General features: G+C 61.9%; 8 protein-coding genes. 5 read left to right on the top strand and 3 right to left on the bottom strand.

All coding sequences use genetic code 11. The features are described from left to right. The first annotated feature begins 449 nt into the window (after positions 1-449). The 5 genes from G518_RS0121065 to G518_RS38685 are packed head-to-tail and all read left to right on the top strand — an operon-like array spanning position 450 to position 20,561. Positions 450-740, top strand: coding sequence for an acyl carrier protein (locus G518_RS0121065; protein WP_028604233.1), 291 nt, complete (start codon positions 450-452; stop codon positions 738-740). A 14-nt stretch (positions 741-754) separates the two neighbouring features. Then, positions 755-2,032 (top strand): glycosyltransferase, encoded by a 1,278-nt coding sequence (locus G518_RS0121060; protein WP_028604232.1) that lies wholly within the window; start codon positions 755-757, stop codon positions 2,030-2,032. 8 nt (positions 2,033-2,040) lie between these two features. Further along, the gene (locus G518_RS36185) at positions 2,041-9,093 is read left to right on the top strand and encodes a type I polyketide synthase (RefSeq protein WP_051237177.1); all 7,053 of its coding nucleotides are present in this window, start codon (positions 2,041-2,043) and stop codon (positions 9,091-9,093) included. Positions 9,094-9,111: 18 nt separating this feature from the next. Then, positions 9,112-11,829 carry a polyketide synthase dehydratase domain-containing protein gene (locus G518_RS0121050; protein ID WP_028604231.1) on the top strand — a complete coding sequence of 906 codons (2,718 nt, stop codon included), beginning with the start codon at positions 9,112-9,114 and terminating at the stop codon, positions 11,827-11,829. Continuing rightward, the gene (locus tag G518_RS38685; RefSeq protein ID WP_051237175.1) at positions 11,826-20,561 is read left to right on the top strand and encodes a type I polyketide synthase; all 8,736 of its coding nucleotides are present in this window, start codon (positions 11,826-11,828) and stop codon (positions 20,559-20,561) included. Before G518_RS0121050 ends, G518_RS38685 begins: the two co-directional genes overlap by 4 nt. A gap of 219 nt (positions 20,562-20,780) precedes the next feature. Here the strand turns inward: G518_RS38685 and G518_RS0121040 are convergent, their stop codons facing one another. From G518_RS0121040 to G518_RS0121030, 3 genes are all read right to left on the bottom strand, one after another. Further along, on the bottom strand, positions 20,781-21,368 hold the full coding sequence (locus G518_RS0121040) for a septation protein IspZ (RefSeq protein ID WP_028604230.1): 588 nt from the start codon (positions 21,366-21,368) through the stop codon (positions 20,781-20,783). A 97-nt stretch (positions 21,369-21,465) separates the two neighbouring features. After that, a complete protein-coding gene (locus G518_RS0121035; protein WP_028604229.1) occupies positions 21,466-22,404 on the bottom strand; it encodes a Gfo/Idh/MocA family protein in 939 nt (312 codons plus the stop codon). A gap of 9 nt (positions 22,405-22,413) precedes the next feature. After that, entirely contained in the window at positions 22,414-23,709 is a 1,296-nt protein-coding gene (locus G518_RS0121030; protein WP_028604228.1) for a TolC family protein, read from the bottom strand. Positions 23,710-23,732: the final 23 nt, after the last annotated feature.

Genomic DNA, 23,732 nt, shown 5'->3' with positions numbered 1-23,732 from the left:
AACCCTGCGATGAACAAAAAAGCAGCCTTTGGGCTGCTTTTTTGCATTGACATTCGGACCACGGTGGGCGAACACGGCAGGAACTCTACCGGAGCACGCTCAGGGGGGCAGATCGGTCAGACCTTGGTCAGGTTATTGCTCACGATTTATAAACAAAAGTTTTCAAAAAACTATAATCACTAACAAAACTGCGAAGTCAGTGAAGAATACATACTCGCGGCAGCTTGGCCAAGGCGCTCAGGTCCCAAAACGCACGGAAATGGGGCGCCTCTGGTGCCTGTCGAGTCAATGATCTGTGTGCCTGAATTAACGTCAACATGATTCTTTCTTACTGCCATACTTCAGCGATAGCATGGGTACGGTGTTGCAAGATTTGTATCAGTTACTGACACCGGGCCACGTGGCCAGCTAGTCCTGAGTTTCACTTCTCTTTAATCATCATCCCTGCCATGAAGATCAACCACATTGACGACTGCTGGAACGCGATTGTCGAAACGCTGACGGAACTGCTGGAAGAGCAGGGACAAGAGCCCGGCGAGATCACGCCGGCCACTCAGTTGAATGCCGATCTGGGCCTGAGTTCGGTCGAGGCCATCCACATGATGATCATGCTGGAAGACAAGCTGGATGCGGCTTTGAACTTCGAGAAGCTGGCCGTGCGTGACGGAGAGTATGTTCAGGATATTTCGGTCGCTGACTTGCTCGATTTCATTGCCCGTTCCGTTGGCCTGAAAACCTAGTCGCTCGCGCCCACATGCCTCGTTGCACCATTCTCGCTCTGGGGTCGAGGGGCGACATTCAACCCCTTTTGGCTCTGGCAATGGGCCTGAAGAAGGCTGGGTATTCAGTGCGTTTTGCTGCACCCGCGGATTTCGAGGAATGGGTGAGCGGCCTGGGTCTGGAATATGCACGCCTGGCGGGCAGCTCGGCTGACTTCTACGGCGGAGCTGCTGGTGTCGCGCTAAGGGAGCGGATTCGAGACCCTAAGAAGTTCACGCGCTTTCTCAACGACTATCTGGGCCTCTTTCTAGACCGGTTGTTCAAGTCCTGCTGGGAAGCCTGCCAGGACAGCGATGTGATCCTGTGCTGGTCCTGGACCCGTGTAGGACCCTCACTGGCCGAGAAGCTGAAGATTCCGCTGGTGATTGTGAGCCCAACCCCGGTGCTTCACCTTCCGACTTTCGCCTTCGCCAATCCCTTTCAAGGGCCACCCCAATTGCAGGGACGCAATTTGGGCCCGCTCTACAACCGGTGGAGCTGGCGCTGGGCCGAGCCGTTCACGCGCATAGGGCAAACGCAGGTCGACCGCTGGCGAGAGCAGACCCTGGGCTTGCCACCGCTGGACTGGAAAACGGAGCTGCGCCAACTTAGAAGCTTGCCCCACCTGTTTGGCTACAGCCCCGCAGTTTTGCCAAAACCTTGGGATTGGGGCGCCAATGCGCACGTCACCGGTTACTGGTTCCTGGAGCAAAAGACTCAATTTACCCCGCCCGCCCCGCTGGCTGAGTTTCTGGCCGCCGGCGAAGCGCCTGTAGCCTTGGGCTTTAGCAGCCAGATCGGGCGTGATGCCAAGCGAATCTCATCAGCAGTGATGGACGGGCTCGCCCGATCAGGCAAACGGGGCTTGTTGATTGCAGGCTGGGGCGGTATTGGACAAGCCGACTTGCCGAGCAATGTGTTCAAGGTGGATAGTGTTCCGTACGATTGGTTGTTACCTCGCGTGGCCGGCCTGGTGCATCAGGGTGGAGCAGGCTCCACCGCAGAAGCATTGCGGGCGGGCATTCCCAACGTGGCAGTGACCTTTGGCTATGAACAAGCTTTGTGGGGTGCGCGCATTGCCCGGCTGGGCGCCGGTGTGGCACCCATTCCCGCCGCCTCATTGAATGCGGACAACCTGAGTGAGGCCATTGTCCGCCTGGTCGACAAACCGCGCTTTCGTCAGAATGCACAAGCCGTTGCCGAGACCTTGCGCGCCGAAGACGGCGTGGGCGAGGTGGTCCGCATCATTGAAAGAGCCATACGCCGGAAGTAGAGCAAGCCATGAGCCCGTGTCCCACCCACATTGAAGTCAAGGCCATGGATTGCATCGCGCTCATTCCGCCTCACACTGCACTGCAGGCCGTCAAGGCAGTCCACGCTGCGGGTGGCATACCTCTGCTGGATGGCACAGGCCTGCCGTCAGACGATATCAAGTCCCTAGTGGAGAGGCTGGGCAGGCCCATTGGGAGCGCAGACCCCACACGATCCACACTCGGTTTGCGGATTGACGCCGCAGACGCACTCCAGCTCGAGCGCTGGCTTGACAGCACGGATTGCTTTCTGGTTCTAAGCCAATGGACCGCGCGTGAATTACCCGCACTGCTTGAACGTCTAGGAGGCTGTCGGACTTGGAGCGCCGATAGCGAAAATGGGCCCCAGCGAGGACAGTTTTCACGGGATTTGCAGGCTCATAGCCTAGCTATGGGTCAAAAAGACCGTGAAAAATGGACCGCTGCGGCCCATTTGCAGCCGGCGATTTCCAAGTCCGACAGCCTCCTAGGCGCACCCATACGACCCATCTGGCTGGAGCTGACCAGTCGTGGTGACATAGGCACGGTTTCTCCGGCTCTGCCATTTGCAGGCTGGCTCGCGCGCGGGGCTGAAAGCGCTGGCCGCTGCGGTGAAGAGTCTGCTTTCATCTTCTGCCAGCATCTGGCCAAGCAAGACAAGCCGTTCTGGATACAAGGCGGTATAGGTGTTCACTCTGCAGTGGCGTGCCAGGTTGGCGGCGCCAGCGGAGTGGTACTGGATGACGCACTTCTGTTGCTGCGCGAGTTCTCTCCGCCTGCCTCCTGGCAGTCTGTGCTTGGCAAGCAACGGATGGAAGATACGCGGGTACTGGTCAATGGTTCAGGTGAGCGCTATCGCGTGGCAGCCGGGCATCGGTTCTCACACCCCGTCATGGGCCAACGGCAGATTGGTTGGGGTGATCCCACCACTTTTGACTGGCCTCTTGGGCAGATGGCGGGCCAAGCGCATCGCATCGCCAGCCGCTACGGCAGCATGGGCCACCTGATGGCCGCCATTCGCGCCGCTTGCCGCCGCGACGTGGCGCTGGCCGCAGCCCTTCAGCCTTTGGCCCAAAACGGCCCGCTCGCGCGAGCCCATGGCACAGCGTTTCCTATCGTCCAAGGCCCCATGACGCGTGTCAGCGATGGCGCCGCGTTCGCCGAGGCAGTCGCTGAAGCAGGCGGCTTGCCCATGGTGGCCTTGTCCGTGATGCAGCCCGACCGCGTGGCCACGCTGCTGAAGGAAACCCGCATTCGCCTCGCAGGAAAACCATGGGGCGCGGGCCTCTTGGGATACCTCCCGGCCGAGTTGCTTGAAGCCCAGCTGGAAGCCGTCGCTGAGTGCCGGCCCGCTTTTGCCGTGGTCGCCGGAGGCAGCGCCGAACAGGGCGCTCGCCTGGAAAGCCTGGGGATTCCGACCTATATCCACGTACCCACCCCTTCCCTGCTAGCGCTGGCCTGGGAACAAGGCGCACGCCGCTTCGTTTTCGAAGGCAGTGAATGCGGCGGACATGTGGGGCCGCTCTACAGCCTGCCGCTGTGGAACGCCATGATCGATGCCTTGCTGCAGTTGCCCAAAGGGCAGCATGCGGATGTTCTCTTTGCCGGCGGCATTCATGACGAGCGCTCGGCAGCGATGGTGGCCGCGATGGCCGCCCCTCTGGCTGCCCGGGGTATCCGCATTGGCGTGCTCATGGGCAGCGCCTATCTATTCACCCGCGAAGCGGTGGCCACGGGCGCCATCGCCGATCTCTTCCAGCAACAGGCGCTGGAGTCCAGCCGTACGGTCCTGATAGAAACCCGGCCTGGCCACCGAGTGCGATGTGCCCCAACGCCCTTCACCCAATCCTTCGATCAGCGCCGCAGCGCCTTGCTGGCAGCGGGCGAGCCACCCGGCGCCGTGGGAGACCAGCTCGAAGAGCTTCTTCAGGGTCGCCTGCGAATCGCCTCCAAGGGAATCATTCGACATGGCGATGAATTGCGACAAGTCGATTCCGCGCAAATGATGCATGAAGGCGCCTTCATGATGGGCGAGGTGGTGGGACTCAACGAGGCTCGGATCTCATGCGCCGAGTTGCACCACCGCGTCGCTGACGGCGCCATGCGCTTGCTGGGCTCCCTTCAGGAACCACTCGGTGCGCCTCTGAAAGACGAAGACATGAACAACGAACCAGTCGCCATCATCGGCATCGGATGCGTATTGCCCGGTGCACAAGAGGCCTCCGCCCTGTGGCGCAATCTGCTGGATCAAGCCAATGCCATTCGCGAGGTTCCTGAGTCGCGCTGGGACTGGCGCTTGTACTTTGATGGTGATCCCAAGGCGCGCGACCGCATTTACTCAAAATGGGGCGGTTTCATTGATGCTTTGCCGTTCGATCCCTTGGGCTACGGCATTCCTCCAAAGTCCCTGCAATCCATCAGCCTGGCGCAGTTGCTCGCGCTCGAGACCACGCGCCGGGCATTGGAAGACGCCGGGCTAGGCAATCTGTCCGATCATGCGGCGCTGCGAGAGCAGACCTCAGTGATCTTTGGCGTGGCCAGCACCGGTGATCTTGAACTCATGTACAAGGCGCGCTCCGCGTTGCCATTGATCACGCCCATGACGGAAGAGGCGCAGCAGCGCCTACCTGAGTGGACTGAGGAAAGCTACCCGGGCATCTTGCTGAATGTGGTGGCGGGCCGCATTGCCAATAGGTTCGACCTGGGAGGCTGCAATTTTGTAGTGGACGCGGCATGCGCGTCTTCGCTCGCCGCTTTGGATCTGGCGGTGCGGGAGCTGCAGTCGCATCGCTCCGACATGGTGCTCGCCGGTGCGGTAGAAACTGAGCTCTCTCCCCATGCCTACATGGCGTTCAGCAAGACCCAGGCACTTTCAGGGCGCGGCGAAGCCAACGTCTTCGACGCCAGGGCTGATGGCATCGTGATCAGTGAAGGCGCCGTCACACTGGTGCTCAAGCGCTTGTCAGACGCCGAGCGAGACGGTGACCGTGTGTATGCCCTGATTCGCGCCGTGGCCGGCTCCAGCGATGGCAGAGGCATGGGCCTCACCGCGCCCAAGCCCGCAGGACAGGTCAAGGCCGTGCAGCGGGCCCACCGGGCTGGTGGCACCCAAGTGAACGCCATGGGGCTTTATGAAGCACACGGCACAGGCACCCGGGTGGGAGACCAGGCCGAGCTGGAATCGCTCATCTCCGTGCTGAGCGGAAGCGGAGCAGGCGCCAACTCATGCGTTGTAGGTTCAGCCAAGTCGCTACTCGGACACACACGGGCGGCTGCGGGCCTTACTGGCGTGGTCAAGGCTGCGCTGGCACTCCACCACCGCACGCTCCCGCCACATGGTGGCGTGAAGACGCCCCTGGCCGCGTTGCTGCAAACCGACTCCCCTGCCTTCCTGCTGGACCGCCCTTTGCCGTGGTTCAAACCTGAAGGCAAGGCCAGGCAAGCTGGTGTCAGCGCCTTTGGCTTTGGCGGCACTAATTTTCATGCGGTGCTGGAAGAGCATGGTACGGGCGCGATGGGTGCTGATGCGTGGCCCCTCGAGTTGTTCGCGTTCAAGGCAACCGACCGTGGGCGACTGGCTGAACGCTTGAATCAGCTGGCCACCACTTTGGTGAACACGGATGACACCGTCCGCCTGCGAGACCTTTCTCGTGCCAGCTTCGCGCGCGCTACCAGTGATGCGGGGCGCATGCGCTTGGCGCTGGTGGCGACATCCAAAAGCGATCTGCAGCGCCAATTGGCGGCAGCTGCCGGTTGGTTGCAATCGAGTGGCAGCAAACCACCACCGGGTATCTATGCTGGCAGCGCTGAAGGGCCTGCCGAGCAAGAGGGAAGCCCGCTCGCGTTCCTGTTTCCAGGACAAGGCTCTCAGTTTCCAGGCATGGGGGCGGAGCTGGCCGTTTACTTTGCCGAAGTTGGCGATGCATTGCACCACTCCGATGTGCGAGGGCTGATCCTGCCGCCAGCCGCTTTTGACGAGAGCAGCCGGCAATCACAGGAAAAGCAACTGGCCGACACCCGTGTCGCCCAACCGGCCATTGCCGCCCTCTCGGCCGGAATGCTTGATCTGGCCCGGCGCTGCGGCCTGGCGCCAGAACGGGTGGCAGGACATAGCTTCGGTGAGTTTGTCGCGTTGCATGCGGCGGGTGCGCTGTCCCGGGATGACCTTCTCAAACTCGCCGCCGAGCGTGGCAGGCTGATGGGCGAAGCGGGCTCTGGCACCATGCTGATGGCAGGGCTAGGCTTGGACGCGTTGAAGCCGTTTCTTGCAGACAGGGATGGCAAAAATGATAGCGAGGGCGTGTGGATTGCCAACCTGAACAGCCCCACTCAAACGGTGTTGTCGGGAGACACTCAAAGCTTGGCCGCACTGTGCTCACGCCTTGAGGCGGCAGGGCACGTGGCACGCCCGCTGCCAGTGTCCGCCGCCTTTCATTCACCGCTGATGCGCGGTGCGGCTGAACCTTTTGCCGGCTTCCTGGCGCAGGAGGTGCGGTTCATGCAGCCCAAGTGGCCGGTGCACGCCAACCTGGATGGCCAGCCCTATCCTGAGGATGTCGACGGTGTTCGCCAGCGCTGCTCCGAGCATCTGGAGCAGTCCGTGAATTTCTCGGCCCAGATCACCTCCATGTGGGAGGCGGGTGTCCGGCATTTTCTGGAAATCGGACCTGGCCGGGTACTCACAGGGCTGGTGGGTCAGATCCTGGGTGACCGCCCCCATAAGGCTGTGGCCTCCGAAGGCTCCCTCAAAAGCTGGCTGAGCGCACTGGGTAGCCTGTGGGCTGCTGGCCAACCAGTGGCCTTGGATGCGCTGTTTCAGGAGCGCGAAGTACGCACTCTCGATCTGGAAAAACTCCCTACCGCCAAGCAGCACGCCTGGATGTTGGACGGAGGGCGCATCTATCAGCCCGGCCAACCAGCATTGGTGGGCGTTACTCCGTTTCGCGATGCGCTCAGTCCCGCCAGTGCGCCGGCCACTCTGGCCACAGCGCCCAGCGCACTGGGGGCCGATCCCGTGGCGGACGCTTTCGGGCAATACCAGGAAACCATGCGCCAATTCCTGGATCAGCAGGAACGCATGATGATGAGGGTCCTGGACGGCCATTCTTCGCCGCAAAGCCAGAGCCAGCATCACCCAGCACAAGTCGCCAGCCCTGCCCCACAAAGGGCTGTAGACACCACCCATGCCAACGCCGGGGACGCACCGCCTGCACAGGATGCCGCCGCACCCAGCCTCAAGCCGGTACAGGTCACCATCGATGGTGATCGATTGCGGCAGGATCTGGTGCGTCTGGTGAGCGAGCGCACGGGCTATCCGGTGGAAATGCTGGGTCTGGAGCAAGACCTGGAAGGCGAGTTGGGCATTGACTCGATCAAGCGGATCGAAATCATCAACAACCTGGTGAAGAGCCTGCCGGCAGAGGTGTCCGGTCAGTTGCGCAAACAGCTCAATCGCTTGGTGCAGGCCAAATCATTGAAGGCGATCGTCGAATCGGTGTTGCAGCAAACCGAAAGCCGTCTGTTTGATCCGATCGCGGTCGATACGGGCGGCCCCGGTTGCCCTCGTTTCCTGATGGTGGATCGTGTCAAACCGCTGCCAACCCGCCTACCCAAGCCGGCTTCTGGTTTGTGGGTCATTACGAGCGACAACGGCGATGTCGCCCGCCAGTTGCTGGGTAAGTTCCACGCTGAAGGCCTCGGCGCCTGCCTGATTCCCCACGAGGAGCTGAACTCGCCCGAGTTGATCGTTCGTCGGCTGACCGCGCAGCGCTATGTTCATGGCCCGGTGGCAGGCATTGTGCATCTGGCCGCCTTGGGTTCACCTGCGCAAGCAGATGACCTGGCCGCGTGGCGTGATGCCACCGCGCGGGTCGTCAAAAGCTTGCACGTACTCTTACAGGCATGCGCGCAGGAACTGACCGACCCGGGCCATCCTATGCGTCTGCTTGCCGCCTCCCAATCAGGCGGCGTGCTGGACATTGAGCACCCAGAAGGCAATACGGCCGCATGGTCCGCCGCGGGCGGTTGCCATGGCCTGCTGCGTTCAGTTGAACAGGAGTTTCCGCACCTGCTGACCAAGGTGGTGGATGTGGAGCCCTCTTCTTCAGGGCTGGTCGAGTTGTTGTTCGCAGAAGCCTCGCTACCAGGCGGTGGAACCGAGATTGCCTACCGCGCTGGCGAGCGCTTCATCCGGGTTCCGCAGCAGGCGCCCTGGCCCACGGATGCCCCGGCTGATGACCGCTGGCGCCCTCAAGCCGGATGGGTAGTTCTGGCCACGGGAGGAGCCAGGGGCATCACCGCAGAAATCTGCCGCGAGCTGGCAGCCCCCGGCGTTCGATTGGTGCTGGTCGGACGCTCGGCAGCGCAGGACACCAGCGCCGGCCAGGAGCGCGAAACCAGCATGGCCTCGTTCCGCGCAGCCGGGGCCGAAGTGGAGTACTACAGCCTTGACGTGCGTGACGAGGCTGCCATGACCCATCTCATCAACGATCTGTACGAACGCTACGGGCGCATTGATGCAGTGGTCCATGGCGCCGGGTTGATCGAAGATCAGTCCTTCCTCGCTAAAGAGCCGGAGTCATTCGATCGCGTGTTTGACACCAAGGCGGACAGCGCCTATCTGCTTTCCCATCTGCTTCGGCCTGCAGAACTCAAGTGGATGGTGTTGTTCGGTTCCATCTCCGGCCGGTTCGGCAATCAGGGTCAGTCCGACTACGCGGCGGCCAACCAGGTCATGGCGCGGCTGGGCACCCATTTGGACCAGCGTTGGCCGAGCACCCGCGTTGTCACCATTGACTGGGGTCCCTGGCAAGGTGCCGGAATGGCGGCAGACGGGGTACTGGCCTTGCTGGAAGGCCAGGGCATCACACCGGTTTCTATTGCTGCCGGACGGCGCTTTTTTGTCGAAGAGATGAGCCGTGGCCGCAAGGGTGAATCAGAAGTGATTGCCGGCAATGGTCCTTGGGCCCTCGAAATCGATCGACTTCTGTCGACCGTGTTCGAGCTCTCCCTGCTCCTGCTTCATGGCGAAGCCCATGCGGGCTGACCTGGGGAGCGAACACCGGTGAACCCAACCGAGCACGCACCGCCTCGTCTGCTCCTGCTGGGAGCCCCTGACCGAGCCAGCCTGCTCGGCCGTATTGACCGCGCTACTCAGCGCCTGGCCAGCGGAATCAGCCCCTTGCAAGACGAGCTTGGCCAGCCCGATGAGCAGGAGCGCCTGGCGATCGTGGGGCCGGCACAGGAGCTTGTCGCGCTCCTGGCAGTGGCGCGTGAAAAGCTGGCGGAGCCTGGCCGCACACGACTGTCGATGCGCAATCGGGGCATTTACTTTGGCCAGGGACAGCAGGCCTCCGGAGTCGCCTTTCTGTACCCAGGCGAAGGTGCCCAGCGCGTGGGCATGATGGATACCGCGCGGCAGCATCTGTCACCGCTTCGTGAGTGGCTGAGCGCCCTGGACCAAACCTTCCTGGGCCACGGGCACCCACCACCCTCCGAGCTGATTTACCCTCCCTCGGGTTCGAACGCCGATGAATCGGCCTTGTTCGACATTGCGCGGGGTGGCCCACTCAGCACGGCCATCAGCCTCGCGTTGCACGAGGTACTGGTGGGATACGGCGTGCGCCCCGATGCCTTGCTCGGCCACAGCAACGGTGAGCACGCGGCGGTCATGGCGGCCTGTCTGGATCTGAGCCGTGATCGCCAGCACATCTGTGACTGGCTGCACCAAACCAGCCGCGCCGGACTGGCCCTGCACCCACCTGAGCCAGCGCAGGGCATGCTGGCCGTAAGCGCGTTTTCCAGCACCGCACTCACTGCGTTGCTGGCAGAGCGCGAGGGTGAGGTTTTCCTGGCCATGGACAATTGTTCGCTCCAACAAGTTCTAGGGGGCCATCGCGCTGAGCTTGAAAAGGTGGCCGAGCACATCAGTGCGCAAGGCGGCATCGGCCTGAAGCTGCCCTTTCAGAGGGCCTATCACACACCTCTTTTTGCGCGCTGGGGCGAAACGCTTGCGGCGCATTACCCGCTCCTGGCCTTGCCCTCGCCCAAAACGCCGGTCTATTCCTGCCTGACCGGGCAAGCCATGGGGCCCGAAGCCGATGCCATGCGCGAGACCATGGCACGCCAATGGACTGCCACCATCAGCCTGCGCAATGCCGTGGAAAACCTTTATGCCAAGGGTATCCACACATTCATTGAAGTAGGGCCTGACAACAAACTCTGCGCCTTCGTGGATGACACACTGCGAGGCCGCCCTCACCTGGCCGCAGGCATGGCCAGTGCCCGCCAGGACGACATGGCCGTACTCAAGACGCTACTCGCGCAACTTTATGCCCATGGTGTGGGCCTCGATGTTCACGGCATACGGCTTCGCGAGTTTCCCGCCCCACCGCCGGTCGCAAGGCCGTTGACATCGCCTCCACAGCGCCAAGGCTTGATTGAGCGCCAGGCCGCACTGATTACAGATGCCAAGGCCCGCATGCAGGCGATGCAACAAAGCTTCCTGAGCCGCCGAGGTACGGGTTCCGCGCACCCAGCCACAAAGCCTGGCACGGCCGTCACCGCCGCGTTCAGTGGTGGTGCGCTTGCCCGGGAGCTTCGTCGCCAGCTATCGACTACGGCCATGCCCTGGCTCGCAGACCACAGTCTTGGGCGTGGGCAGCCGGCCCTGCCGGTCCTCGCATTCACCACCAGCCTGGCGCTGGCGGCTGCGGTGGCCAGGCAAACAGTGGGCGCCCATAGGAGTGCTCCCGTTGTTTTGACCGCCGTCAAGGCGCAGCGCTGGCTCGCCCTGGATGAAGGAAAGCTCGGCCTCCACATCGCCTGGTCGAGACAGGCGAACACGGTCGACATCTCCTTGCGCGACGAGCAGCCGCTCCACGATGAGCCCGCATTCTCCAGCCATGTCGAGTTCATCCCTGCCGCGGTGGCCCCGCTTGCCCCCCTCGGCGAACAAGGCTCCGGGCGATGCGCCTGGACTCCGGAGCGCTTCTACCGGGAGTACGCTTTCCACGGCCCACAGTTCCAATGCTTGCGCCAAGTGACCTGGATCGGATCCACGGGCATCGTGGCCGAACTTGAAACCACCCTGCCACCCGCCGCGGACGCCGAGCTCTTCGCCGCAGACCCCGCTTTGCTGGATGGCGCAGGCCAGTTGGTCGCCCTGTGGTTGCTGGAGCATTCGATCATCACCGCAGACACGGGCGTCTTTCCGTATCAGGCCCGGCGTGTCGTGCTCCATGAAACACCCCCTCCTGGCGTTCGCGTACGCTGCGAGGGACGCATTGCCGTTCATGGAGAGGCCGTGACCGAAGCCGACTTCGTGTTCTCCGCCGGCGGACGCATCATCGCGACGATAGAAGGTTTTGCACAGCGGCTGATTGCGCTGCCGTCCATCCTGGCTAACTGGATTTTCGGTGACGGCCGTATGGCATTTTCAAGTTCGACCGCATCGGGTGAACGCACCATCAACCTGGATGAGTGGCGTGACACTCTGGAAGCCAACGGCGGAATCTGGGCTCGCGCCCTGGCCCACCGCGTATTGAACGCGCATGAGCTGCCTGCATGGTCCTCGCATCGTGATGTAGAGGATCTGCTCGCCCGCATCGCGGCCAAGGAGCTGGCACTGGAAGATATGGCCAGGCGAGGTATGCCCACACCACCGCTGCACGCCATCACCATCTCGCGGAACCTATTGACCTATGGCGATTACGACATGAGCTTCGACTATCGTCCAGGTGGCACCCCCTTGAGGGTGGCACGCAGCAAGGCTTTCTCATGACGGAGCGCGGCAAATTACTGCTCATGTCGGCAGCCTCCCAGGAAGAGCTTCTTGCCGAACTGGCCAACATCCTGGCGGGACATCAGCCTCACCCCTGGAACGACACCGAATTGCATCGCCTGGCACTGGTGGCCGACGATGATGAAGGTTTGGCCGCTGCCATCCAACTCGCCAGCGAACGCCTGACCCGTGGAAGTGACAAGCCAGTTTTCAATCTGGCCAATCAAGTGTTCTACGGCCGAAGAACCGAGAACGTTGGCGAAGAGGTGGAACCTCATCGGGTCGCATTCATGTTCCCTGGCTTTGGGGCGCACCATCGCACCCTGATGGCCGATCTTCTCGCCGCCTTTCCTGAAGTGCAGCAGTGGTTCGACGCCCTACCGGCGGATGCCCGGAAACGGTTCGAGTCCAACACCTTGATCCATCCCGGCACGGATCAACCGGCTGCGCCCGACTTCAGGCAAGGCATAGACGCCATCTTGTTAGGCTCCCTGGCCCTGCACACCGTGCTGGCCCGCTGTGCACCGGGCCTGGCTTGCGACGCCATGATCGGCCACAGCTACGGAGAAACGGCGGTGCTCGCCGCTTCGGGAATGACGTCGCAGGCCGATGCGATTGGGTTGCTCGACGCCATGATGGGCGCCATTGCCCAATCGGACCCTGACGCACGCTCCCGTGCCGCAGACATGCGGATGATTGCGGTCACAGCCGCATCACGGGAAACCTTGGCGGCATTCCGCCAGCAGCCCGCGACGACGGAAGAAGTCAGCGGGAAAGCAGTGGGCGCTGAAGACTCCGTATTTCTGGCTTTGGACAACTGCCCTCAGCAGGCCATCTTGTGTGGCCCCGAAACGGAGGTGGCCGCGATAGAAAAAGCCCTGTCCACCCGCGGCAACCTGTGCCTGCGATTGCCGGGAATGACGATACCGGTACACACGCCGCTGTTTCCCGTCAGCCAGCCCGCGCTGCAGAGTATGTATGCCGGCATGCCGCTCAGCCTGCCCTCCGTGCCCGTCTACAGCGCAACCACTGCGGCGCCCTTGCCTGCTGAGCTTGCGGGTATTCGTGAAGTGCTGGCCCTGCAGTGGACTCATCGTGCACGGTTTCGGGAAACCATTGAACGCCTATACGAAGATGGCATCCGTACCTTCGTGGAGGTCGGCCCCGGTGGACATCTGGCCGGCTTCGCACGGGACACGCTGCGCGGAAGGTCAGCTTTCTGCATGGCCACCAATCTGGAAAATCGCCCCACTCTCTCTCAGCTGCGTTGCTTTCTGGCGCAGATGTTTGTGCGAGGCCACAAGATTGACGCCAGCGCATTCGATACTGTGCCTTTGGCTGGCGGTGCAAAACACGCTTCATTGCTGTTGCAGTCGGCTCAGGAGCCGGGGTTGCCGGTGGAACCAACCGCGTTCACGGCCTTGAATTTGGAGGCCATGGTGCGTGACCTCGTGGCCGATTTGTTGGAGCTTGAAGCACCGGAGGCTATCGACGCCGATCGCGGTTTCTTCGAGCTGGGCATGGGATCGCTACAACTGGTGGAACTGGCCGAGCGCTTGCAGACTCAACTGGCGCGGCCGCTAGGCCAGACGGTAGCGTTCGACCATCCCAGTATCTCTGCCTTGGCGACCTACCTGAGCCAGGGTACAAGCGCACTTCCCGCCACGTCCGGTGCCAGAACCCATTCAGACGATATTGCAGTCATCGGCATGGGGTGCCGCCTTCCCGGCGGAATCAACACGCCGCAGGCCTTCTGGGATTTCCTGTGCGCGGGTGGCGACGGCATCTGCCCTGTGCCAGACGACCGATGGGACCTGTCCGAGCTGCGTGCCGCCGGGGTGGACCCCGACAGCATGCCGCACATCTTTCACGGCGGGTTCCTGAAAGAAATCCGTGACTTCGATTGCACCGCCTTTGGCATCTCGCCAAGGGAAGCCATCGCGCTCGATCCACAGCAACGCCTGCTGCTGGAGGTGAGCCAGGAAGCGCTGGAATCGGCCTGCATCACGCCCTCATCTCTTAAGAACAGCGCCACCGGCATTTTTGTGGGCATCAGCCACACCGAGTATTTGCAGCGCCTGTCTATGGCCGAGCGGCTGAACGTCTCGGGTTACCTGGGCACCGGCAACGCGCACTCGACCGCCGCAGGGCGCTTGTCTTTCCATCTGGGCGTTCATGGGCCTTGCATGGCTGTCGACACGGCCTGCTCCTCCTCGCTGGTGGCGCTGCATCTGGCGTGCCGCAGCCTGCGAGACGGGGAAAGCCATCTGGCACTGGCAGGTGGGGTCAATCTGCTGGTCTCGCCCGAGACCAGCATCATGCTGGCGCGCGCGGGCGCTTTGTCGAAAGACAGCCGATGCCAAACCTTCGACGATGGCGCCAACGGCTACGTGCGCAGCGAAGGTTGCGGCGTGGTCGTGCTGAAGCGTCTGGCCGACGCCCAGGCTGACGGTGACTCCATTCTGGCCGTGGTGCGAGGCAGCGCGGTCAACCACGATGGCCGCACCAGCGGCTTCACCGTGCCCAGCGGACAGGCCCAGCAGGCCCTGATACGCCAGGCATTGAATACCAGCCGGATCAGCCCGCAGGAGGTGGACTACTTTGAGGCACACGGCACCGGCACGTCGCTGGGTGATCCGATCGAGCTCAACGCATTGGGCCACGTGTTCAGCGAGCGCCCGCAGGACAAGCCCTTGATACTGGGCGCCGTCAAAACCAATCTGGGCCATCTGGAAGCGGCTGCTGGAATCACTGGTTTCATCAAGGGCGTGCTTCAGTTGCAGCACGGTCGCATTGCATCCAATCTGCACTTCACATCGCCCAATCACCGTGTGGATTGGGCGCAGCTGCCTTTTGCCGTCTCGCGGAGTCTGCAACCCTGGCCGAATCCTGATCGAGCACGCTTTGCCGGCGTCAGCTCGTTTGGCATCAGCGGCACCAATGCTTGCGCCATTCTCACCCAGGCGCCTGATGAAACGCCCCATGATGCAGAAGTGGCAGGCGCTCCACGCGAACTTCAGATACTGACCCTTTCAGCGCCTTCTGCTTCGGCAGCCGAGGCGCTCGCGCTATCCGTCGCTCACACCTTGCCAAAGATAGGGAGCGCAAGCTTCGCGAGCTTTTGCACCAGCACTCAACTGGGCCGCGATCACTCGCGCTACCGAATCGCGGTAGTGGGAACCGATGCTGAGCAGCTTGCTGAAGCGCTTGCGCACAAAACACCGGCCCACTGCGCTCGCCCCCCGAAGATCGCATTCCTGTTCAGCGGGCAAGGCTCGCAAATGGCCAACATGGGCTGCGAACTCCTGGACTCAGAACCTGCCTTCCGCGCAGCTCTGGAAGCGGCTGGCCAAGCGCTGCAGCCGTTCATGACACAGCCTCTGATTGAGCTCCTCCGGAGCGGGCACAGTTTGGACGCCACCGCGCTGGCACAACCAAGTTTGTTCGGCATTCAATACGCCCTGTGCGCGCTCTGGAAAAGCTGGGGCGTGCTGCCGCATGCCGTACTTGGGCACAGCATTGGTGAATATGCGGCCGCCTGCGCCGCGGGCATGCTGACTCTGGAAGAGGCAGCGCCCCTGGTGGCCCACCGCGGCAGGTTGATGCAGTCATTGCCCGCAGGGGGCGCCATGCTGGCGGTCCACCTGGGCCACGCGCAAGTGGCCGCATTCCTGACGGAATCAACGCTTCCCCTGGCCATCGCCGCCATCAATGGTCGCCACCATACGGTGCTTTCAGGCGCGGAGGGCGATATAGCCCGAGCGGAGCATCTGCTCCATCAGGCCGGCACCACTGCAGCACGCCTAAAGGTTTCACACGCTTTCCATTCGCCGCTGATGGCTCCAGCGCTGGAACCCTTCCACTGCATCGCGACAGCAGTGACGCCCAGAGCGGGCCAATTGCCCATGGTCTCCACACTGACCGGTGCCCTGCTGGAAAGCGCGCCAGACGCCCATTACTGGACGCAGCAATTGAGCTCGACCGTGCTGTTTGAGCCGGCCATGCAGACTCTGAAAAACACAGGCTGCACGGTGTTTATTGAGATTGGCCCCCGCCCCGTGCTGCTGGGGCTGGCCCAAAATGACCACAGCGAAGGCACCTGGCTGGCTAGTTTGAACGGCACCTCCGGAGAGCAGCGCCGAATGCTGCAAGCGCTGGCAGACCTCTATAGCACCGGTGCCCACGTCGATTGGCGTCAGTTCCACGACGGCAGGCCTTGGCGCCGAGCCAGCGTGCCCTTGACGCCGTTCGATCGGCGCAGGTTGTGGATAGACAAACGCCCTGAAATGCACATGAGTGCACCAGCAGTGAATGTGCCTGCTGCCCCATCGCCAACGAGCCCTCCGCCTAGGAAAAACTCGCTGATCGATCGTTTGCGCGCTACACCCTTGCAAGAGCAGCCCGCCCTGGTAGAGGCCAGCCTGCGGCGAATGGTGGCATCCGCCTTGGGTGGCCTTGCTGAAAGCGCTTTGGAGCCAAGCGAGCCCTTGAATCGCATGGGCCTGGACTCCTTGATGGCGATGAGTTTGCGCAATGAACTGGCCAGCAAACTCGGGCTCGACACGACGCTCGCCCATCTGACCGGCGAGGCCACGCTTGAGAGCCTGACCGCCGTGGTACAGGCCCAGTTGCTCAAGTCCGGAGCGCTGAGCGAGGTGACTACCCCTGAGCCGCCGTCTGCAGAGTCCGAGCCTTGCCCCCTTTCTTACGGCCAACGAGCACTCTGGTTTCTCTGGCAGTTGGCACCGCACTCAAGCGCCTACGGCTTGTCATTACCGCTGGAGATCGCCGCACCTGCTGACCCCATTCGCTGGCGCGCAGCCTGCCGAGCCCTGGTCGCCAGCCACCCTCAACTGCGGAGCGTGTTCCGTCTAGGAGCCTATCGGACTTGGAGCGTCGAAAGCGAAAATCGGCCCCAGCGAGGACAGTTTTCTCCGGATTCGCAGGCCCATAGCCCAGCTATGGGTCAAGAAGACGGTGGAAAATGGACCGCTGAGGTCGATTTGCAGCCGACGATTTCCAAGTCCGACAGGCTCCTAGTGGATGGGCAAGTGGTGCAACAGGCCATGCCGGCCGGTGAGGTGCAATGGGCTGACATGCCGGTGGCTGGCTGGAGCATGCAGGACGTCACCGCACTGCATCGCCAGCCTTTCGATCTTGAACATGGCCCGGTGATCCGCTTTGGCTGGTTTCCAAGAGATGACGGCAGTGCACTGCTGCTGCTCTCCATGCACCACATCGTCTCAGACGGCTGGTCACTGGAGCTGATCCGGCGGCAACTTCCGCACATCGCCACGGAAGGCGCGCCAGACACTGCTCACGTCACAGAAGCGTCGGGCTACCGCGCCCACGTCCGCCGCCAGCTCCAACTGCTTTCCAGCGCGAAGGGTGAGGCCTTGTGGACTTACTGGCGCGATCAGCTTGGTGGGCCCTTGCCGGTACTCGATCTGCCCACAGACTATCCACGCCCTGCCCAAAAGGGCTTTGCTGGTGCGTCCTGCGCGTTCGCCTTGTCCGAAGAACTGACGCTCGCCATGAAAGCCTTGGCCAGAGAAGTGGGTGCCACTCCGTACGTCGTCTTCCTGGCGGGTTTTCTGGCGCTTGTGCATCGAACCGCAGGCCAGGACGATCTGCTGGTTGGCTCCCCTCAAGCGGGGCGCGATCACGCGGAGTCCGCCCTCATCGTGGGCTACTTCACCGACCCTCTCGTGATCCGGTCGCGGCTTGGCCGCGATCAGGGCTTCCGTGAATTCCTAACCGCCACGCGTCAGACCGTGCTCGGTGCGCTGGAGCATTCGCAATTTCCTTTCGCCCTACTGGTGGAGCGACTGGCGCCGCAGCGCGCAGCAGATCGCTCACCGCTATTCGATGCAAGTTTCAATTTCACCCCGGCGGCCGTGCAGAACGACGATCTGCCCGAAGTAAGGCAGATTGAGCAGGCTGACGGAAAGTTCGATCTGACGCTGAATCTGCGAGACGGGGTGGCTGCCAGTGGCTGGTTTGGCTATGACACTCAGTTGTTCTCGGCTGCTGGCATGGCGCGCCTGCGCGACAACTTCATTCATTTGCTTGAATCCGCCGTGGCCGATCCAGAGCGCAGCGTAAGCACGCTGGCCACGTCTCGGGCAAGGGATGGCCTCGCGTTGGTGCCCGTGCTCAGTGGGGAAACGCTTGAGCTCAGTGCGCAAGACCACGTAGCCAGGCGCTTTGAAAGCGCGTCACGCACCCATCCTGATTCCATGGCTTTGGTGGCCGAGGATGCCCGGCTTAGCTACCGTCAACTAGATGCCATCGCTTGCCGGCTGGCGACTCAATTGTCCAACCAGGGACTGGGACACGGTAGCCGGGTGGGTGTCATGGCTCGCCGCACGGCAGGCTTCTTCGCAGCCGTTCTGGCCATTCACAAGATCGGCGCGGCCTATGTGGCGCTGGACCCTGCATGGCCTCAAGCTCTGCTCGAAAGGACCATTGCGAACAATGCTATCTCGCTATCATTTGGAGAGCACGGGCCAGACCTGTCTGTCATGGCGGACAGCGCCGGCCATGCTCCAACGCACCCCAGCTTTGCACAGGCAGCGAACAGTCTGGATGACCCCGCCTATGTGATCTTCACCTCCGGCTCCACTGGCGAGCCCAAGGGCGTGGAGATCTCGCACCGCTCTCTGGCCAACTATGTAGCCAGCATGGCCCCATTGCTGGGGCTTGAAGCTCCGGGCAACTTTGCGCTGGTGTCCACTCTGGCGGCGGATCTTGGCTTGACGATGGTATTTCCGTCCCTTTGCCTTGGCGCGTGCCTGCACGTGTTGCCGGAAGAAGCCAGCCTGGATGGGGCTCGGTTTGCGGATTACATCGAACGCGAACACATCGACTATCTGAAGATCGTCCCCTCTCACTTTGCAGCACTGACCGCCGGTCGCATGGTCTTCCCACGCCGCGTTCTGGTGTTTGGTGGCGAAGGCGCAAGCCCCTCCTGGGTCGCAGGTTTGCAGAAAGCGGCAGGTGCCTGCCGCATCTTCAATCACTACGGCCCTACGGAGACCACCATCGGGGTGCTTTGCGGCGAGGTCACCGCCACAACGCCTGTGCACGCCGGCAGCCTGCCCCTGTCCCATGCGGTGGCAGGCAGCGAGATCTATCTTCTGGATGCTCAAGACAACCCCGTACCCGGAGGTGCCATAGGCCACCTTCACGTGAGCGGCCCATGCCTGGCACTGGGTTACCTGGGCCTTGCATCGCAAGCCAGTTTCATTACCTTGAACGGCCTTCGGCTTTACCGAACAGGTGACCTGGCGCGGCAATGGCCAGACGGCGCTCTGGAAATATTGGGAAGAATCGATCGCCAAGCGAAGATCCGGGGTTTTCGCATTGAGCCCGCTCAGATCGAATCGGCTCTGAGAAGGCAACCGGGCATCAGCGAATGCGCGGTGATCACCGTGCCGGGGCCGAACTCCACGGCTCGTTTGCTGGGCTTCGTGGTCGCGAACGGCCAGACTCCTGAGTTATCTGCACTGCGCGAGACCTTGACCAAGCTTTTACCTGCGCCCATGGTGCCCGAGCACATTTTCTATCTGGACGCACTGCCCCGAAACGCCAACGGCAAGCTCGATACAGCAGCACTCGCCCTGCGTGCCACCCCGGCGCGTGAAGAAGGCGCGCAGTTGCCTAGGGACATGATCGAAATCGAGCTGACTCGCATCTGGACGGAAGTCCTGGGTGTTGCACAAGTGGGTATTCACGATGACTTCTTCAGCCTGGGAGGCCATTCCTTGTTGGCCGTCAAGCTGCTGTCCCTGATTCAGCAGAAATTCGGAAATCAGCTTTCCCTGGGGCAGATTCTCACCCACCCTAGCATTGCTGCCCAGGCGGAGACCTTGCGCACAGCCGCATCCCAGACCAGCCCATCAAGCGCACTCATCTCCTTGCGCCAAGGCGACTCACGCCAAGCGCCGCTCTATCTTCTTCCCGGCGCCGGTGGCAGCATCGTCTACCTGTTCTCTCTGGTGCGCGCATTGCCGGGAGACCTTCCCGTGCGTGCCTTGCAAGGCCGTGGTCTTCAGCCGGACGATCCCGTACCCCGCACAGTCGAAGAAGCGGCTGTCCACCACGTGGCCCTCCTCGAACAGGCGCAACCCGCAGGCCCGGTGCGACTGGCAGGGCACTCGTTTGGCGCACTGGTGGCCTACGAGATGGCTAGGCTGTTGCAATCTCGCGGCCGCCGTGTGGATTTTCTGGGACTGATCGACAACGCGGCGCAATCGACTGCCTCATCTGCGCGCAGCGACCAGCAATGGCTTGCCTATATCGCCAGGCGGATCGAGAAGCTCTCAGGCAAATCGCTTGACCTCGGTGGCATCGAAGCAGCAGCGGACTATTCCGCCGCGGCCCATCTGCTTTCGGTGCGCATGGTGACCGCTGACCTGCTGCCGGGTGGCATGGACGAAGCTTATTTGCTGCGCTTTCTTGATATCTACCGAGCCAACACCATCGCGGCCAGCCTCTACCGGCCACAGCCTCTGGCGCAAGGTTTACGTGCCACGGTGTTGGTGGCTGAGCAGAAAGACATCGAACTGGAATTAGCGGATGGACCGGCAGGTGACGCGACCCAGGGTTGGGGTGCACTGATCGCGCCAACGCCCAAGGTGGTGGTCGTGCCAGGAACACATCTGAGCATGCTGAACGAACCCCACGCCCAAACGCTGGCGCTAAAGATCGCGCAAGCTATCGGTGATTGATCGGATCAGAGATGGACCAGGAACGGATGCGATCTCAGGAACTGCATCAGGGTGTCTGAACCCCGTTCTGGCTGAGGTCGACGTCTTGGGCTGCTCTTCAACCTAAAAACCGTTGGCGCTGAGCTTGGCCTGTTCTGAGCTTGTCGAAGGGTCGAAGCGTTGCGCAAGGCTTCGACAGGCTCAGCCCGAACGGGGTTTATCGATTCGACTTCTTCGTTATCAGAGAGGGATGCTGCCTTCCGGTCGCCGAGGCAGCCAACCCAATTTGTACAGCAATTGATACAAGGGTTTGGTCCCGACGATAGACAGGCCGATCATGGCCATCAGGCTCGCAGTGCCCAGTGCGGCGCGCCACGCCGTGGCTTGCTCCAGCGAAAAAACCATGCCCAACCAAAGGTAGAGCATCGCCTTTGCAACGAAGTACCCGACCCAGATCAGGGTGAGAATCTGAAAGAGACGGCGCAGATCCGGTCGGTCCGAAAACGACCGACTCTTTTGCCGCTCGACAATTTCCTCAATCATTGAAGTGGGCCGGAACAAGCTCGCCAGGAAAACGCCGGCGGTCACCAAGTTACTGATCACCGCCTCAAAGCGCAGCATGAAAGGGTGGTGAGATACCAGGTCAATGCCACCAAATAGCAACGTCTGAACACCCGACACCAGGAAAAGCGTCTCGAACCCGCGCTTTCGGATCAGACGATCGGCGATGCCCCAGCCGATCACCACCATGCCACTGGCAATGGCGGCCTTGGTGCCAAAGAAATGGCCCACTGCGATGAACACAATCATCGAGCCAAAATTGTCCATCGCGAAGACGAGAAAGCGCCAGAGCTTCTGCGGCAAACTCGCTGGCGGGGGAGCGGGCGTTTCGGCAGCGATGGTGTCTCTCCTCTTGGAAGGCGTTTTAGAACTCGAGGCTGACCTGGCGCAATCGTTCAACGGCCCTTGCATCGGTCAGCAAGGCATCCAGAAATTCACCTGGATTGGAATTCTCCGCGGCCTTGAACACCGCCGCCACGAACAGGGCAAAGCTATCTGCAGGCGCAACCTCCCGCGTCGTCGGCGCATTTCTGACGCTTCCTTCCAGGCGGCAAACCATGTCTGGTGGCGTCGTGAAGGCCCGCTCCAAAGTCAACAAGGCGGAGGGGCCGAGCAGGATCAAACGATTGACATAGCCTGTGGTGGCGCCAAAGTGCCCGACCACGCTCCGCCCTCCAGGATAAGTCATCAGCACGCTAAACCCCGTGTCTCCTTCCAGGCTGCGGCAAACGATCTCCAGCGGGGGCACGCCAAAAAGCACCCGCCCAATGGACACAGCGTACGAGCCCAAATCCATCCTCATCCCACCGCCCAGTGCGGGATCGTTGCGGAAGTTGCCTGAAGGAAAAGGCGGAAAGCTGAAGGCAGCGACCGCCTGAGTGGGCGCGGAACCTGCCTCAGCGAAAAATTGGCGTGCAGCTGCCATCTGCGGATGGAAAGGATAAACCGCCGCCTCCGCCAGAACGCACCGATGGCGCTGCGCAAGTTCTGCCAAGTGCTCTGCCTGGGCCAAGGTGCTTACGGCAGGCTTGTCGATCATCACATGACGCCCGGCCGCAAGGGCTTTAGCGGCCAACTCCACATGATTGGCGTTCACGGTAGATATCCACACGAACGGCGCAGCGCTTTCTCGCAAGGCTTGCTCATAGTCGCCGTAATCCTGCCCGGTCATGCCGGCGGGGCGCAAGATCGTGCCAATGGAATGACGCGAGGCAATATCCAATTGGCGGACGTCATTGGCAAAAAGCGCTGGAATGACCCGCCGCCTGGCGATATCAGAGTAGCCGAGCAAGAGAACGTGCATCCAATGAACTCACTGACGAGGTAACGAAACCGAGGGCTGAATTAGGGCCCCCGAAATATGCTCAGGCGTGAGACGCCCGAGCGCTGACAACAAGCTGTATTCTGCGACGGCCACATCACGAAGTGCCCGGTTTTTCGCTGTCACGGCCTTCCAGATCTCCTGCCTGCCATTCAGCACATCCAGGAGTGTCCTGAGCCCGCGTTGCTGTTCAAACACCAATCCGCGCAAGGCCACTTCAGCAGCCTCGTTCTGCATTCGACTGGCCTCAAGCGCCGTGCGCGCAGTGGCCCTGTCGTCCCAGGCCTGCGAGGCTTTCTGGGTGACAAGGTTGACAGCCTGCTCCAGCTGGATTTGCCTTTGGCGCAGGCTTTCCTGTTCGGCCCGGAGGTTCGCAGACACCGCCCCACCCAGATAAAGCGGAATGACAATCTGAAAACCCAACCCGTACTCACGGCTTCTTCCGCGCGAGCTGCCGAGTTGATCGACTTCATTGCCCAGGTGCGCCTGAAAGTTCACGCTCGGCCGAACCTTGGCCTTGGACGCCGCGATGTCTGCCCTGGCCGATGCCTCGGCAAACGTGGCTTGCCGGATGCTGGGGTTGCTCTCCAGCGCCAAAACCACACTGGTCTGCTTGTCAGGTGGTAAATCCACTCTGGCGCCTATCGCCTGCAGGTCCACAGGCGGGCGCCCCACCCAGCGCTCAAAGGCGGCCTTGGCCACCGCCAAAGCCGCGGTAGCTTGCGCCTTCAGCGCGCGCGCATCCTCAAGCCGGCCAAGAGTTTGATCAAGATCGACCACCGTGGCGTCACGGCGCGCCAATCCTACGGCGGTCGTATGACGCTGCAGCTCGATGGCACTCATCATCTGCTCGGCCCCTTCAAGGTCTGCCGTCGTTCGAAGCACTTCCGCATAAGCTGTGGCGGCGTTGAGAAGCAGCGTTTGAACACCACTCTCCAGTGCAGCCCGTTGCGCACTCTGGTCCGCCAGGCCCTTGTCGATGCCGGCTTGAATCCCGCCACCGGAGTAGACAGGTTGAACAAGTCGAAGTTGCCACTGGCGCTGAACATAGCGGCTGTTATCTGGTTGGGCAGGCCCTGCGGGGTTGTATGCCATAGTGGATTCGCTCAGCCAGCCCGCACTGCCGGTGACATCCAGACGTGGCAGTTTCTGCGCACGCGCTTGAACCACGCCCTCATCGGCAGCCAGCAGCTGGGCCTTGAGCCCACGCAGGCCGGCATTCGACTCATAAGCCGAGACCAGCGCGGTCGTCAGCGTCTCCCCATGCGCGCTGGCAGACAGTGCCACGCACACACTCATTTGGCACAGAC

Origin of the sequence: Ottowia thiooxydans DSM 14619 (assembly GCF_000422885.1) — a bacterium.
Classification (GTDB): domain Bacteria; phylum Pseudomonadota; class Gammaproteobacteria; order Burkholderiales; family Burkholderiaceae_C; genus Ottowia; species Ottowia thiooxydans.
This window is presented reverse-complemented; position numbering and strand designations above follow the sequence as displayed.

Excerpts from the sequence above, each read along its gene's own strand:
- G518_RS0121035 (WP_028604229.1), bottom strand. The coding sequence starts at position 22,404 with ATGCACGTTCTCTTGCTCGGCTACTCTGATATCGCCAGGCGGCGGGTC.
- G518_RS0121065 (WP_028604233.1), top strand. The coding sequence starts at position 450 with ATGAAGATCAACCACATTGACGACTGCTGGAACGCGATTGTCGAAACG.
- G518_RS38685 (WP_051237175.1), top strand. The coding sequence starts at position 11,826 with ATGACGGAGCGCGGCAAATTACTGCTCATGTCGGCAGCCTCCCAGGAA.
- G518_RS0121040 (WP_028604230.1), bottom strand. The coding sequence starts at position 21,368 with ATGGACAATTTTGGCTCGATGATTGTGTTCATCGCAGTGGGCCATTTC.
- G518_RS36185 (WP_051237177.1), top strand. The coding sequence starts at position 2,041 with ATGAGCCCGTGTCCCACCCACATTGAAGTCAAGGCCATGGATTGCATC.
- G518_RS0121060 (WP_028604232.1), top strand. The coding sequence starts at position 755 with ATGCCTCGTTGCACCATTCTCGCTCTGGGGTCGAGGGGCGACATTCAA.